The organism is Pseudomonas sp. CGJS7 (genome assembly GCF_036961695.1).
The window spans coordinates 1-15847 of sequence record NZ_JBAMDI010000188.1; the positions used below are offsets into that span (position 1 = coordinate 1).

Sequence of the window (15847 nt, forward strand, 5' to 3'; positions counted from 1 at the left end):
ACCGCGGTGGCGCAGGCGCCGGCCAAACCGAGTACTGCCAGATGCGTCTTGGAGATTTTTTTCATTTCCGATGTCCTGGTTCGTCGAACGAAGGTCGCGATCGCCGACCCGCTATGGCGGGAGCGTCGTTGAAAAAAGGCAGTAAGGCCGAGGCCGCGGTGAGCCAGGAAGCAACAACGCGGCGCGGCTCCGCTGGGGAAAGGGCACCGGACCGAAGTCCGGTGCCCTGCAAGGCCCGGGCCGCATGCGCACGGCCGGGCCGAACCTCGACCAGCGCGGCGTTACTGCTTCGAGCAGGTCGCGCTGTTGTCGGTGCGCAACTGGTCGTAGCTCTTCTGCCCGGCCGGCAGCGGGCTGGCCTGCGCGGGCAACAGCGAGCGGTATTGCGGATCGTAGGCGGCCGCCAGGAAGCACGATTCGGAGTTGGCGTGGAACTTCAACCGGCCATTGCCGAAGCTGCTGTCGAAGCCCGCGGCGCCCAGATCGTTGCCGCCAGTGCCCGAGACGTAGACCAGCGCGTCGTAAGTCGCATCGGCCAAGCCGACGTTGCGCGCACGCAGTTGCGTAACGCGGTCGGCCTTCTGCTGCGCCGTCGCATTGGCCGGCAACGCCGCCGGAACGGTGGCGTTGGTCAGTTGGCGCTGATGCTGCAAGCCCAGCAACGCCAGCGCCGCCACGTGCGGCGCCGCGGACGAGGTGCCGTTGAACTTCGAACCGGCCACGTTGCCGTAGGACACCGTGTCCACATTGGCGAAGCTGCCCATATCCGGCTTCTGATTGGCCGCATCCTGACCGTTGGGACGCGCGCCGCCGGCCGCGAGCACCGGGCCGCGCGAGCTATAGGACTCCAGGTTGGACGTCGCCGCATCCAAGGCCGCCACCGTCACCACACTGGCCGAATCGGCCGGATGCAGCAGCGAGCGCTCCAGCTCTCCGTACTGGAAGCTGTACTGCGAGCTGATCAGACGCAGGAAGTTGGAGGCGTTGGCGGTCTTGCGGACGATGCGGATGCCGAAGATGCCGCCGCCGGCGACTTTGGCGGCGTTGAACGCTCCGGCGCAACGCGTGGTCGCGGTATTCGCCGCAGGCACGATCGCGACCTGCTCCACCGGCAGCTGACCTGCGCCGCCGTTCTGGGCATTGTCCGAGCGGCTGGCTTCGACCCATTGCGCGGGCGTCACCACCACGTCGCGGTAACCCGTCCACCAATTGCCTTCGCGCCGAGTGACCGCATCGGCCCAGCGCACCAACTCCAATCGATAGTCCGCATCGGTCAGATTGTTGGCGGACGACCAATCGTTCCAACCCAACAACACGTTGATCGCCAGTTCGTTGGCCAACGCCGCGTCGTACACGCCCACCGGCGTGCACTGACTGAATTGCGCCGGCAAGCCCAGGTTGATATTGATGACGTTGACGTTGTCGGCAACCGCCGCCCCGTTGGCGTCGACGTTGCCGACGACGAAGTCCTGCAAGGTGTTGGCGACCGCGCCGGCCGTGCTCTGTCCATCCCAATGCCGCTGGGCGTGGTTGCCGGCGGCGTTGACCACCAGCACGCCATTGAGCTTGGCCGCCGCGATCGCTTCGTACAGGCCCTTGCCGATGCCGTTGCCGGCGCTGCCGTCGCCCGGCGCGGACAGGAACTGCCCCTGCGAGGCGGTGATGATCTGCGCGCGCGGCTCGCCCAAGGGGCGATTCTGCGCATCCAGATTGGCCGCGTCCTGAATCCCGCTCACCCAGTCGGCGGTGGCGCCGGCATCGTAGATCCGGTACTTCGCCGCCGGCGCCAGGTCGTAAATGATCTCGACCACCGCGTTGCCGTGCTTGACTCCGCCGGAACCGAACGCCTTGCCGGCCGGGCCCACCAAGGTGACCTTATCCGGCGTTTCCACGCTTTCCTTCGGCCACTCGTTGGCGTCCTTGAGCGTTTTGATCTCGCCGTTCTTGTCGTTGAACTGATCCATGACCGCGATGGTCAGCCCTTCGCCCTTGAGATCCTTGCGCAGCGCCGCCGGCAGTTGCGGGTAATTTCCGAGCGAACGCAGCTGATCGATATTGCTGGCGTCGGCGCCGTCGGTGTAGGCGACCGTTTCGGCCATGGCCATCAGCCCGACCCGCGCCACCGGCTTCAAGCCCGCGACCCACTCCAGGCGGTCCAGCGGAATCGAGGCTTCGATGCTCGGCGAGCCGCCGATCTGCTGCGCTTCCAAGCCGGCGGTCAACAAGGTGTCGCGCAGTTGCGAAGTCGCGCGCTGCAACAGGTCCGGATTCTGGATTTCCCGATCGCTCAGAGCCAGGTCGACATTGACCTTGACCTTGCCGCCGTCGCGCCAGCGCATCGGCACGCCGGCGCGATCCAGCGCGGCGATCTGCGCCGCCGCGGTCGCGGCGCTGTACGCCGCGCTGCCGGGTTGCGCGGCGCCCGCGGTGTTCTGCGCGGCCTGACTCTGAGCGAAGCTTTGCACCGCCTCCAGCAATTGTCCGCCGCCAAGCTTGGCCTGGGCGGCGTTGCGCGGGGTCGGCGCGACATAGGCAACCGCGCGCAAGCTAGCCGGCGGCAGCGAACCGGCGCGGTGCGGCGAAGCGTTGGATGCGGCACTGAGCGCGCCACTCGCCGATCCCTGGCCAGGCTGCGCGGTGGTGGAAGCGTCCTGCTTCGACCACAGCAGCACCGAGGCGCAGGCCGCGGTCAAACCCAGTACGGCGAATGCTCTATTGGAAATCTTTTTCATTCTTTGTCTTTCCTGATGCGGATGACTGCAGATGCGGATTTCCGTCGCCTCCGGGCGCAAGCCTACGACGGGATCAAGGCGGGGGCGCCTTGTTCCGCACGAATGGGAACCTCAGTGGGAGTGGCCGAAATCGCGTGGCTTTCGTGCGCACTCTTCAAGTCAAACGCATCCGATGCGTTGTCCCCCTATCAGCACGGGCGCACTTGCAAAGAACAAATCGCAATAACGATTCGCAGGGGGTGATCCGCCGCGACTGCGTTAATCACATTCGCGTTCAGGCACGAACGCAGGCGATCGATTTCGTTACCGAAGAAACTTCCGCGGCCGGCCGCGACCGCGTCGTTGACGCGGCCGTGCGGGAATCATCGGATCTCAGGCGGCCGTCGCGGCCGCTGCGTTCAGGCTTGCGGCGCGCTGCGCGCCTGCACCACTTCCGCGCGCGGCGGCGCGCCGAACAAGCGCTTGTACTCGCGCGAGAACTGCGAGGGGCTCTCGTAGCCGACCCGGTGCGCGGCGGCCACCGCCTCGATCCCGTTGACCATCATCAACCGGCGCGCTTCGTGCAAACGCAGATGCTTCTGGAACTGCAACGGCGACATCGTGGTCACCGCCTTGAACTGGTGATGCAGCGACGAGGTGCTCATGTGCACCTCATCGGCCAGGTCCTCGATGCACAGCGGCTGCAGATAGCGCTGACGCAACACCGCCACCGCCTTGGCGACGCGGCTGGAGCGGCCGTCGTTGACCGCCAGCGCGCGCAGACGATGGCCCAGGTCGCCCATCAGCACGCGATAGAAGATTTCGCGCAAGGCCATCGGCGCCAGCACCGGCAGATCCTGCGGCGTGTCGAGCAAGCGCATCAGCCGCAGCACCGCGTCCATCAGCGTCTTGTTGACCTTGGCCGCGTACAGGCCCAGGTCGACGCCGCCGCTGTCGCGCGCGAACTCGTTCGCCGGCGACGGCCCCGCATCGACGATCAAGCGCGCGATCTCCTGCGGATCGATGTCGATGCGCAAACACAGATACGGCTTGTCCGGCGTGGCTTCGACGATCTGGCCGATCATCGGCAAGGTCACCGACACCACCAGATAGTTGAGCGGATCGTAGTGATAGGTGCGATCGGACAAGGTCACCACCTTGCGGCCCTGCGCGACCACGCACAGCCGCGGCTCGTACACCGAGGGCGAGCACTCGGTCGGCCCGCTCATCCGGATCAGATGCAGCGGGCGCACCTCGGTGGGGTGGACGCCGTCGCCGTCGGTCAATCGGGCAATCCGGTCGACCAACTCGGCCTGAGCGGCGCAACTGCCTCGCTGCGCGATGGATTCGGCGGAAGTACTGGCGTTCATGGCTTCCCGGGGGGAGTCGGGTTGCTCCGATTATCGGTACGAATCTGTCCTGAGACTGTGCCTTTTCGGCCGAATTGCAGGATCGGGCAATGATGCGGCAGTAATGTACTAACGCAGCGGCGGCCCAGGGACTACTTTAATCGCACTCCCCCAACGGCCCTTCACTGCGTTCGAACGCGGGCCGGGCCGATGGGCGGCGAACCGGCCAGCGATGCTCCGCGCGCGGAGCGGCGGCGGCCGGGTTCGCCGCGCCGGCCGTGGAACGGCCGCCGGGCAGGCGCAGCGAGCGCCGCACGCCCTGTCACTCAGCCAGGCCCGTCACCGGGGATCTCCGCCCTCCCCAGGCCCATGCAGGCGAACTTCGCGCGCAACTGACGGTTTTGTCAGCCAAGCGACAGCGCCGCGTCCGCCAGCGGCGCCTAGAGTTCGCCAGTCAGTGCGCGCAAACCCGCAGCGTCGCTGTCGCCAGGCCGCGCCCGGATGCGCCAGCCATGCTCCACGCCGCGCGACCCGCTCCAGGCAGCGTTGCGGCACGCACACGATCCTTTCCACGCGCTCCGGCTGCGCTGCGGCCGCGACGCGCGGACACTTCGCACCATTCCATCCAGCCGTCGGAAGCCCCTCACGATGTGGATTGTCCAATACGCCCTGAGCCGCCGTTACACGATCGGCGTCATGGCGATCCTGATCCTGCTGTTCGGCGTGCTGTCGGCGCGCAAGATGCCCACCGACATCCTGCCGGAAGTCGGCATCCCCTCGGTCAACCTGGTGTGGACCTACAGCGGCCTGCCGGCGGCCGACGTCGCGGCCAAGATGACCTCGTTCTCCGAGGCGGCGATCCTCAACACCGTCGACGATCTGAAGGAAGTCCGTTCGGAAACCATCAACGGCGCCAGCATCGTGCGCATCGATTTCCAGCCCACCGTCAGCCTGGACCGCGCGCTGGTGCAGATCACCGCGGTGTCGCAGACGATTCTGCGGCGCATGCCGCCGGGCACCTCGCCGCCGCTGGTGGTGCGCAACAACGTGTCGTCCACGCCGGTGCTGCAACTGGTGCTGTCCTCCGACTCGTTGACCGAAGCGCAGCTCTACGACTACGCGCGCCTGCAACTGCGCTCGCAAATCCAGACCATTCCCGGCATCCGCATGACCCTGCCTTACGGCGGCGCGCCGCGGCAGATCATGGTCGACCTGGACCCGGCCAAGCTGCAGACCTACGGCCTGACCCCGGCCGACGTCACCGGCGCGCTGGAACGCGGCAGCCCGACCTTGCCGTCGGGTTCGATCCGCGAAGGCGGGCGCGAGATGCAGATCTCGATCGACACCAGCCCGGCGACCGCGACCGAATTCCTCGACATCCCGGTCGCCCAGCGCGGCGGCACGGTGCTGTACGTGCGCGACATCGCCTCGGTCCGCGACGGCGGCGCGTTGCAGACCAATGTGGCGCGCATGGACGGTTCCAGCGCGGTGTCGGTGGCGCTGATCAAGCTCGGCGGCGCGTCCGCGGTCGAGATCGTGCGCGCGGTGCGCGAGCGCCTGCCCGAGATCGAAGCCTCCGCGCCTCCGGGCACGCGCATCCACGCGATCTTCGACCAGTCGGTCTTCGTCGACAACGCGATCGGCTCGATCGAGCACGAAGCGATCCTGGTCGGCCTGCTGGTGGCGCTGGTGGTGCTGATCTTCATCGGCTCGTGGCGTTCGAGCATGATCGTGCTGTCGGCGATTCCGCTGGCCCTGCTCAGCTCGATCGCGATGCTGCATCTGCTCGGCTACACCTTCAACGTGATGACCCTGGGCGGGTTGGCGCTGGCGATCGGCATCCTGGTCGACAACGCGGTGGTCGACGTGGAAAACACCAACCGCAACATCGCGCTCGGCAAGGACGTGCGCACCGCGATCCTGGACAGCGCCAAGGAAGTGGTGTTTCCGGAAATGGTCTCGACCATTTCGATCTGCATCGTGCTCACCCCGATCCTGTTGATGACCGGCCTGTCGGCGTGGGTGTTCACCCCGCTGGCGCTGGCGGTGATCTTCGCCATGCTCGCCTCGTTCCTGCTCTCGCGCACGCTGATTCCGGTGCTGTGCTATCTGCTGCTGCCGGCCGACATCCGCAGCCGCGCCAATCCGCGCTGGGCGCCGGAGAAGCTGCTGCTGAAGATCAACCACAAGGTCGAGCACGCGCTGGACTCGCTGCGCGACAAGCACCACGCGCTGCTGGTCAAGCTGGGCCACCACGGCGGCGTGCTGGCGATCGTGGCGCTGCTGGTGTTCGGCCTGGGCGCGGCCTCGGCGGTGTCGCTGGGGCGCGAGTACTTCCCGCAGGTCGACGCCGGCCAGCTGCGCCTGCAGGTGCGCCTGCCCACCGGCACCCGGCTGGAAGAAACCGCGGCCAAGCTCAGCGAGATCCAGCGCGAAATCCGCGCGATCATCCCGCCGCAAGAATTGCAGACCGTGTACGAGCAGATCGGCGTGCCCGACGCGATCAACCTGTCGCTGGTCGACAGCACCGTGGTCGGTTCCTTCGAAGCCGAGATCATGCTGCAGCTGCGCTCGCCGCACGCCAACAGCCACGATTACCTGGTCAAGATCCGCAAGCGCATCGCCGAGCGTTTCCCCGAGGTCAAGCTGTTCGAGCGTCCGCCGGACGCGACCAGCCGCACCCTGGCCGGCTCGGCCGCGGCGGCGTTCGAAGTGCGCCTGATCGGCCGCGACGTGCCCGGCAACATGGCCCTGGCGCGCGATATCGAAAACCGGCTGCGGCAAGTGCCCGGCGCGGTCGACATCTCGCTGCGGCAGGTGCTGGACCTGCCCGAGTATCAGGTCAAGATCGACCGCACCCGCGCCGCGCAACTGGGCCTGGACGCGCAACAGGCCGCGCGCGCGGTGCTGGCGGTGCTCGGTTCGGCCGGTACGGTCTCGCCGGTGTACTGGACCGACACCGTCAACGCCATCGCCTACACCGTGCAGGTGCAGGCGCCGCTCAACCAGATGCAGAACATCGACCAGCTGATGAACTCGCCGCTGCGCATCGGCGCCAACGGCGAGGCGGTGCTGCTGCGCAATATCGCCAGCATCACCCCGCGCAAGGTGCCGGCCAGCATCGCCCGCACCACCCTGGCGCCGACCATCAGCGTGATCGCCAACGTCGAAGGCACCGACCTGGGTTCGGTCTACGACAAACTCTCCAAGATCACCGCCGAGCTCAACCCCAAGCTCAAGCCCGGCAACCGCATCGAAATCGTCGGCCAGGCCGGCGAGATGCAGAACGCTTACGGCGAACTCGCCGCGGGTCTGGTGATGTCGGCGATCCTGGTGTTCCTGGTGCTGGTGGTGAACTTCCAGTCGTGGATCCAGCCGGCGGTGGCGATGTCGGGCCTGCCGATCGCGATCGCCGGCGCCGCCGTCGGCCTGTTCGTCACCGGCACGCCGCTGAGCGTGCCGGCGCTGATGGGCGTGATGATGGTGATCGGCGTGTCCACCGCCAACAGCGTGTTGGTCACCAGCTTCGCCCGCGGCCTGATCGCCGACGGCCACGACCCGGAACTGGCCGCGTACGAATCCGCGGCGGTGCGGTTGCGCCCGGTGCTGATGACCGCCAGCGCGATGATCCTCGGCATCGTGCCGATGGCCATCGGCCTGGGCGACGGCGGCGAACAGAACGCGCCGCTGGGCCGCGCGGTGATCGGCGGCTTGTTGTTCGGCACGCCGGCCACGCTGATCCTGGTGCCCTCGATCCTGGCGGTGGTCGGCCGCCGGCGCAAACCCGCAAGCACCGACGACGACCTCGCCAACACCTCCGCCGACGCCTCGGGCAACGGCGCCCCCGCTGGAGCCAACGCATGAACCGCACGATCCCCACCCGCGCTGGACTGGCGCGCACCGCGCTGAGCGCCGCGGTCGCCGGCCTCGTTCTGGCCGCCTTGGCCGGCTGCGGCCGCAGCGAAGCCGAAACCGCGCAAGCCCCGGCCACGCCCGAGGTGCTGACGGTGCAGGCCAAGCCCGCCGACGCGGCCTACGACTTGAGCTTGCCGGCGCGCGCGCTAGCCGGCGAATCCGCCGCGTTGTACGCGCGCGCCACCGGTTTCGTCAGCGAGCGCAAGGTCGAACTCGGCGATAAGGTCGGCGCCGGCCAGGTGCTGGCGACGATCTCCGCGCCGGAAATCGACCAGGCCGTGCGCGAAGCGCGCGCGGTGGTGGCGCAGACCAGCGCCGACGAAGAACTGGCCAAGGTCAATTATCAGCGCGCGCAGCAGCTGATCGGTTCGGGCGCGGTGTCGAAGGAATATTTCAGCGACCGCAAGGGCAACTTCGACGTCGCCGTGGCCGCGCGCAACGCCGCCCAGGCGCGGCTGACCTCGGCGCTGGAACGGCAGTCGTTCCAATCGGTGCGCGCGCCGTTCGCCGGCGTGGTGGTGGCGCGCAATGTCGAGCGCGGCGATCGCGTCGTCGGCGATTCGGCGTCGGTGACCACGCCGATGTTCGAAGTGGCGGTGCTCGATCCGTTGCGGGTGGTGGTCGACGTGCCGCAGAACGTGTCGCTGCAGATCGAGAACGGCGTGCAGGCCGAAGTGAGTTTCCCTGAGCTGCCGGGTCAAGTGTTCAAGGCCGAAGTCGTGCGCAGCGCGCGTGCGCTCTCGCGCGACGCCGGGGTGATGCGCACCGAACTGCGCCTGCCCAATCCCGACAGCCGCATTCCCGCCGGCATGGTCGGCAGCGCGCGCCTGCACTTGCCGCGCGCGGCGCCGGCGGTGGTGCTGCCGGTGTCGACGGTGATCCAGCGCGCCGCGGGCACGCAGGTGGCGACGCTCAAGGCCGATTCGACCTTGGCTTATCGCGATGTGACCCTCGGCCGCAATCTGGGCAATGAGGTGGAAGTGCTGACCGGGATCAATCCGGGCGATACGGTGGTGGTCGCGCCTAATGCGTTGTTGGCTGATGGCAATAAGGTCAATGCTAAGGCGATGCCGCCGGCGAAGAAGTCCTAACGCCCCCTCTCCCGCTTGCGGGAGAGGGCTGGGGTGAGGGCACGCGAATCTGCAATTCGCGCCGCCACTTTAATCTCGCGCGCCCTCATCCGGTCCTTCGGACCACCTTCTCAGCTTTGCACACCCTTCGGGCGCCGCAAGCGGGAGAAGGGCAGCATTGTCGCCCTCCCGTTTGCTTCTACCCGTGCAGCGCCTTGGCGTGATGCGCAATGTGCTCGCCGATGAAGCTCGAGATGAAGTAATAGCTGTGGTCGTACCCCGGACGAATCCGCAGATCCAGCGGATGCCCCGCCACCTCGCACGCCACCCGCAACAACTCCGGCTTCAGCTGCGGCACCAGGAACTCATCCTCGCCGCCCTGATCGATCAGCAACGGCAGCTTCTCGCGCGCGCCCGCCACCAACGCCGTCGCGTCCCACTGCTTCCACAGCTCGCGATCCTCGCCCAGATACGCGCCGAACGCCTTCTCGCCCCACGGCGAATGCGAAGGCGCGGCGATCGGCGAAAACGCCGAAACGCTGCGATAACGCCCCGGATTCTTCAACGCGATCATCAACGCGCCGTGCCCGCCCATCGAATGGCCGCTGATCGCGCGCGCGCTGGTGGTCGGAAAATGCGCGTCGACCAGGGCCGGCAGCTCATCGACCACGTAGTCGTACATGCGGAAGTTCGCCGCCCATTTCGGCCGCGTCGCGTTGAGGTAAAAGCCTGCGCCCTGGCCTAGATCGTAGCCCTCGGCATCGGGCACGCCTTCGCCGCGCGGGCTGGTGTCGGGCGCGATCAGGATCACCCCGTGCTCGGCCGCGAACTGCTGCGCGCCGGCCTTGGTGATGAAGTTCTGTTCGGTGCAGGTCAGGCCCGAGAGCCAGTACAGCACCGGACAGTCGCCGCTTTCGGCCTGCGGCGGCAGGTACACGCCGAAACGCATCGCGCAGCCGAGCGTGGTCGCGTTGTGGCTCCACACTTGTTGGCGGCCGCCGAAGCAGGCGTGGGATTCGATTTTTTGCATTAGCGTCTCTTCATCGGCATCGGCCCCCATCCGCCCCGCGGGCACCTTCTCTCGCGAGCGGGAGAAGGAACAGCGAACAACGTCGCTGTTTTGAGCCCCTCTCCCGCTTTGCGGCGCCCGAAGGGTGTGCAGAGCTGAGAGGGGTTGGGGTGAGGGCGCGGCAATCGGCTCAGTAGTGAATGACCGTACGAATCGACTTGCCCTCATGCATCAAATCGAAGGCCTCGTTGATCCGCTCCAACGGCAGCGTATGGGTAATGAACGGATCCAGATCGATCTCGCCCTTCATCGCCTGCTCGACCATCCCCGGCAACTGCGTGCGGCCCTTGACCCCGCCGAACGCCGAACCGCGCCAGACCCGGCCGGTCACCAACTGGAACGGACGCGTGCTGATCTCCTGGCCCGCGCCGGCGACGCCGATGATCACCGACTCGCCCCAACCCTTGTGGCAGCACTCCAAAGCCGAGCGCATCACGTTGACGTTGCCGATGCATTCGAAGCTGAAATCCACGCCGCCGTCGGTCATTTCGACCAACACGTCCTGGATCGGCCGGTCGTGATTCTTGGGATTGACGCAGTCGGTCGCGCCCATGTTTTTCGCCAGCTCGAACTTGCCCGGATTGGTGTCCACGCCGATGATCCGCCCGGCCTTGGCCTGCACCGCGCCCTGGATCACCGCCAGGCCGATGCCGCCCAGACCGAACACCGCGACGGTATCGCCGGGCTGCACCTTGGCGGTGTTGTGCACCGCGCCGATGCCGGTGGTGACGCCGCAACCGAGCAAGCAGACCTTCTCCAGCGGCGCTTGCGGATTGACCACCGCCAGCGACACTTCGGCCACCACGGTGTACTCGCTGAAGGTGCTGCAGCCCATGTAGTGATGGATCGGCTGGCCGTTGTAGCTGAAACGCGAACTGCCGTCGGGCATCAGCCCGCGGCCTTGGGTGGCGCGCACGGCCTGGCAAAGATTGGTCTTGCCCGACAGGCAGAACTTGCACTTGCGGCATTCGGCCGTGTACAGCGGGATCACGTGATCGCCGGGCTTGACGCTGGTGACGCCCTCGCCGACTTCCACCACCACGCCGCCGCCTTCGTGACCGAGCACGGCCGGGAACAGGCCTTCGGGATCGTCGCCGCTGAGGGTGAACGCGTCGGTGTGACAGACGCCGGTGGCGCTGATGCGCACCAGCACCTCGCCCGCGCGCGGCGGTTCGACGTCGATCTCGACGATCTGCAAGGGCTGTCCGGCGGCGAAGGCGACGGCGGCGCGGCTTTTGATGACGCGGCTCATGGCGGTGAATCTCCTGGGGTGGCGTCCCGGGTGGCGGGAAGGAATACGGAACCGCGGCGGGCGCGGCGGGTCGGGGTTATTTCAGGTACGAGCGCACCAGCGCGGCGACTTCGTCGATGCTGGCGTTGCGGGTTTTGTGCGAGGACACGGCTTGGCCGAGCTCTTCGCGGATATGGCTTTCCAGCACTTCCGACATCAGGCCGTTGATGGCGCCGCGGATCGCTGCGATCTGCTGCAGCACGGCGGCGCATTCGCTGCCTTGCTCCAGGGCCCGTTCGAGGGCTTCGGTTTGGCCCTTGATGCGGCGCACGCGGGTGAGGACGCGTTTTTTTTCGGCGGGGGAGTGGGGCATGGCGGCCTCGGGTGGGGGCGGCGCTAGATACTGGGGGATAGTATATGAGCGTTCTTCGCGTCTGGGGCAAATCCCCCGTGCTGTGGTGTCGAAGGGCTTCGTGCAATCCGGGGCACCGCCCCCTTTTTCAAAGGGGGCACCGTTTCGAGTCGGGCTTCGTGCAACAGCCTCCGACGGAACACCGTTTCGGGTCGAACTTTGACCGACAAACGTTCCCCCCTTTGAAAAAGGGGGGCCAGGGGGGATTTGCTCTTGCTCCCCCGCAAAAACAAACGGCGCACCGAAGTGCGCCGCAGTTCGAACCCGAAGCAACCACACAACCGATCACCCCGTGTTCTGCACCCCAGCCGCAATCCCGTTGACCGTAGCCACCAACGCCTGCTGCAACGCATCGTCCGGCCGCCCCGCCGCGCGCCAGCGCGCCAGCAGATCCACCTGCAACAGACTGATCGGATCGACATAAGGATTGCGCAGGCGGATCGACTGCCGCAGCCGATGATCGCCGGCCAACAACTCGCCGCCGCCCTTGATGCTCAACACCGCGCGCCGCGTGCGCTCGAACTCCTCGGCGATGCCGGGATGGAAGCGCGCATGCAGATCGCCTTCGGGCAGATCGGCGGCGAGCATCGAGTAGCGCTCGAAAATCGCCGGATCGGACTTGGCCAGCACCATCTCCAGATCGTCGATCAAGGTGCCGAAGAACGGCCAGTCGCGCGCCATCTCCGCCAACGCCTCGCGCCCGTGTTGTTGCAGCGCCTTCTCCAGACCGGTGCCGACGCCATACCAGGCCGTCAAGCCGGCGCGGTTCTGCGACCAGGCAAACACCCACGGAATCGCCCGCAACGACGAAATGTCGCCGGCGCCGGCGCGCTTGGCCGGGCGCGAACCGATGCGCAGCCGTTCGATCACATCGATCGGCGTAGCCGCGCGGAAGTACGCCGGAAACGCCGCATCCTCATGCACCAGCGCGCGGTAGTGCGCGCGCGCGGACGCGGCCAGTTCGCCGGCGATGCGGCGCCAGCCGGCTTCGCGCGGTTCCGGCGGACGCGGGCGCAAGGTCGCGCGCAACACCGCGCCGGTGGTCTGCTCCAGGTTGCGCAGGGCCAAGGCGCGGATGCCGTATTTGCGATGGATCACTTCGCCTTGTTCGGTCAGACGCAGATAGCCGTCTACAGAACCGCGCGGCGCGGCGATCACCGCGCGCTCGGTCTTGCCGCCGCCGCGGCTGATCGAACCGCCGCGGCCGTGGAAGAACGCGATCCGCACGCCGCTGTCGTGGGCCAATGCGGTCAGCGCGATCTGGGTCTGTTGCAGCGCCCAGCGCGAGGCGACCATGCCGCCGTCCTTGGCGCTGTCGGAGTAACCCAGCATCACCACTTGGCGGTCGCCGCGCGCGCGCAGGTGCGAGCGGTACATCGGATCGGCGAACAGCGCGCGCAAGGTGTCGGCGGCGGCGTCGAGATCGTCGACGGTTTCGAACAGCGGCGCCACATCCAGCGGCACCCGGCCGCTGCTTTCGACGCAGCCGGCGGTCTTGGCCAGCGCCAGCACCGCCAAGGCATCGGCGGCGCTGCGGCTCATGCTGACGATGTACGGGCCGAACGCGCGCTCGCCGTAACGCGGACGCAGACGCGCGACCGCGCGGAACACGTCCAGGGTCGGTTGCGCCGCGCCGGCGGCGGCGCGCGCGGGCGGCGCGTCGCCGTCGAGCAGGCTGTGCAGACGCGCGGCGCGCGCGGCCACGTCCATCGATTCCCACTCGGGCAGGTCCAGCAGCGCGGCCAGCGCGGCGTCGTGGGTGCCCGAGTCCTGGCGCAGGTCCAGGCTGGCCAGATGGAAGCCGAAGCACTCGGCGCGGCGACGCAAACGGCGCACCGCGAAACCACCGGCGTGTGCGCCCTGATGCGCAGCCAGGCTGCGTTCGATCAAGCCGATGTCGGCCAGGAACGCGGCCGCATCCGGGTAGCCGTGCACGCTCTCCTCGGTGGTCGCCTGCAGGCGCGCCGCCATCAGGCTGAGCAGATTGCGGTACGGCATGTCGGCGTGGCGCGGCTTGAGCAGCGCGGCGGCCTTGGGCAGCTGATAGCGGTAATCCTCGACCCGCGCCAGCACCGCGTCGTCCACCCGCACCCGGGTGACCGATTGGCTCAGCAGTTCGGCCAGCGCGTTCAGATCGCGCCGGTACGCGCCCAGCACCAGCGCACGTTGCCCCGCCAAAGTCGCGGCGATGGTGTCGGCGCCGACGTTGGGATTGCCGTCCATGTCGCCGCCGACCCAGGTGCCGAAACCGAGCACGTCCGGCAGCGCGGGCGCGCTGCCGTAGGTTTCGCCCAGCGCTTCTTCGAACATTTCGTAGTAGACCGGCAGCACCCGGTACAGCACGTCGGACAGATAGAAACCGACGTGTTCGAATTCGTCGGCGACGCTGGGCTTGGCCGCGGGCGCTTCGGCGGTTTGCCAGCTCGCGGTCAGGGCCAGGCGGATGCGTTCGCGGTCGGCGCGGCGTTCGGGTGGGGTGCGGGCGCGGTCGATGTCGGCGACCAAACAGCCGACTATGGTTCGTTCTTTCTCCAACAGCGCGCGTCGCACCGCTTCGGTTGGATGCGCGGTGAACACCGGCTCGATCCGCAGCCGCGGCAACAACGCGGCGACTTCTTCCGCGCTCACGCCCAGCCGCGCCAGCGCGCCGAGCGCGTCGCGCAGGCCACCGGGTTGGGCGCCGGCGCCGCTGCGTTCGTAGTCGCGGCGGCGGCGGATGCGGTGCACGCGTTCGGCCAGATTGACCGCCTGGAAATAGGTGGCGAAGGCGCGGACCAGATCGCTGGCCTGATCCAGATCGATGTCGGCCAGGGCGTCGGCCAGCGCGCCGATCGGCGCCTGCGCTTCGCGCCGGCGGATCGCCGCGCGGCGCAGGCGCTCGACTTCGACCAGAAAGCTTTCGCCGCGCTGCTCGGCGAGGATTTCCCCGACCAGGGCGCCGAGGGTTTTTACGTCCTCGCGCAGCAGGGCATCGGTGGACGCGAAGTCGACCGCGCGCAAGGGTTCGTCGCTGGTATCGCTCATTACGTTCATCCAGCAAGGCTATCGCAGTGGCTTGTGCATTGCAGCAAGTTGCTTGCGCAGACTTTGTTTCATTCGAAACGAATCAGAGGGCGGGGGAGCGAGGAGTGAGCGCAGAGAAGTGAGGAGTGAGCGAAAGCCGGCTTCTCGCTCTTACTCACTCCTCACTCCTCTACGCTCACTCCTCCCCTCCCCCCCCTGGCGCGGGCACCTTCAAACCGCGACACTGTCGCCCGTTTCGCCCTCCATCTCGCAAGGAACGCGTCATGCCGTATCTGGGTTTGGGCCTGCATGTGATGGTCGCGCTGTGCTTCGCCGTGCATGCGGTGCGCAGTGGACAGGATCGCTACTGGCTGATGATTCTCTTCATGTTTCCGTTGCTGGGCAGCGTGGTTTACGCCTTCGCGATCTGGCTGCCGGAGCAGCGCCACAGCCGCCACGGCCGCGCCCTGGTCGGCAATGTGCGGCGGATGCTGGACCCGGGCCGCGAGCTGCGCGAGGCGCAGGAGGCCTACGACACCTCGGCCACCACCGACAACCGCATGCGCCTGGCCGATGCCTTGCTCGGCGCCGGCCGCGCCACCGATGCGCTGCCGATCTATCGCGCCGCGCTCAGCGGCGTGCATCGCGACGATCCGCACATCCAGGTCAAGCTGGCCCACGCTTTGCTGGAAGCGGGCCAGCCGGCGCAGGCGCGTCAGCAGCTCGACGAACTGATCGCCAAGCGCCCGGATTTCCGTTCGCCCGAGGGCCATCTGACTTACGCCCGCGCGGTCGCCGCGCAGGGCGAGCAGGCCAAGGCCAAGGAGGAGTTCGAAACGCTGATCGGCTACAGCAGCGGATTCGAAGCGCATGCGTATTACGCGCAGTGCCTGGTCGGCTGGGGCGAGTCCAATCGCGCGCGCGAGTTGTGCGAACAGGCGCAGGCCAAGGCCAAGCGGTTGCCGCCGTATGCGCGCAAGTTGCATAAGCCGGATTTGGACAAGCTCAAGGAGTTGAGCAAGGAATTGAGCAAGCGGCTTGAGGCGGTTTGATGCCTGCGGTGCCGTGTTCGGCGTAGTTCACGTGT

General features: G+C 67.5%; 9 protein-coding genes. 3 read left to right on the plus strand and 6 right to left on the minus strand.

Features of this window, described 5'->3' with window-relative positions:
- Positions 1-281: 281 nt before the first annotated feature.
- Both V7787_RS49150 and V7787_RS49155 read right to left on the minus strand, forming a co-directional pair.
- Positions 282-2732 (minus strand): S8 family serine peptidase, encoded by a 2451-nt coding sequence (locus V7787_RS49150; protein ID WP_336094882.1) that lies wholly within the window; start codon positions 2730-2732, stop codon positions 282-284.
- Between the two features lie 398 nt (positions 2733-3130).
- Complete coding sequence (locus tag V7787_RS49155) at positions 3131-4081, minus strand: AraC family transcriptional regulator (RefSeq protein ID WP_336094883.1); 951 nt, start codon at positions 4079-4081, stop codon at positions 3131-3133.
- A gap of 627 nt (positions 4082-4708) precedes the next feature.
- On the opposite strand from V7787_RS49155, the gene V7787_RS49160 reads away from it, so the two are divergent.
- Both V7787_RS49160 and V7787_RS49165 read left to right on the plus strand, forming a co-directional pair.
- Positions 4709-7924: an efflux RND transporter permease subunit gene (locus V7787_RS49160; RefSeq protein ID WP_336094884.1), complete on the plus strand. Its 3216-nt coding sequence runs from the start codon at positions 4709-4711 to the stop codon at positions 7922-7924.
- Positions 7921-9066, plus strand: coding sequence for an efflux RND transporter periplasmic adaptor subunit (locus V7787_RS49165; protein ID WP_336094885.1), 1146 nt, complete (start codon positions 7921-7923; stop codon positions 9064-9066). Before V7787_RS49160 ends, V7787_RS49165 begins: the two co-directional genes overlap by 4 nt.
- Before the next feature lie 178 nt (positions 9067-9244).
- Here V7787_RS49165 and fghA read toward each other — a convergent pair whose 3' ends face one another.
- The 4 genes from fghA to ppc form a co-directional block, all read right to left on the minus strand.
- Positions 9245-10075 (minus strand): S-formylglutathione hydrolase, encoded by an 831-nt coding sequence (gene fghA / locus V7787_RS49170; protein WP_336094886.1) that lies wholly within the window; start codon positions 10073-10075, stop codon positions 9245-9247.
- 169 nt (positions 10076-10244) lie between these two features.
- The gene (locus V7787_RS49175) at positions 10245-11366 is read right to left on the minus strand and encodes an S-(hydroxymethyl)glutathione dehydrogenase/class III alcohol dehydrogenase (protein ID WP_336094887.1); all 1122 of its coding nucleotides are present in this window, start codon (positions 11364-11366) and stop codon (positions 10245-10247) included.
- 76 nt (positions 11367-11442) lie between these two features.
- The gene (frmR, locus tag V7787_RS49180; protein ID WP_336094888.1) at positions 11443-11718 is read right to left on the minus strand and encodes a formaldehyde-responsive transcriptional repressor FrmR; all 276 of its coding nucleotides are present in this window, start codon (positions 11716-11718) and stop codon (positions 11443-11445) included.
- 324 nt (positions 11719-12042) lie between these two features.
- On the minus strand, positions 12043-14781 hold the full coding sequence (gene ppc / locus V7787_RS49185) for a phosphoenolpyruvate carboxylase (RefSeq protein ID WP_336094889.1): 2739 nt from the start codon (positions 14779-14781) through the stop codon (positions 12043-12045).
- Between the two features lie 263 nt (positions 14782-15044).
- Here ppc and V7787_RS49190 point away from each other — a divergent pair, with 263 nt between their 5' ends.
- Positions 15045-15812, plus strand: a complete 768-nt coding sequence (locus V7787_RS49190) for a tetratricopeptide repeat protein (RefSeq protein ID WP_336094890.1) — start codon at positions 15045-15047, stop codon at positions 15810-15812.
- The last annotated feature ends 35 nt before the right edge of the window (positions 15813-15847 follow it).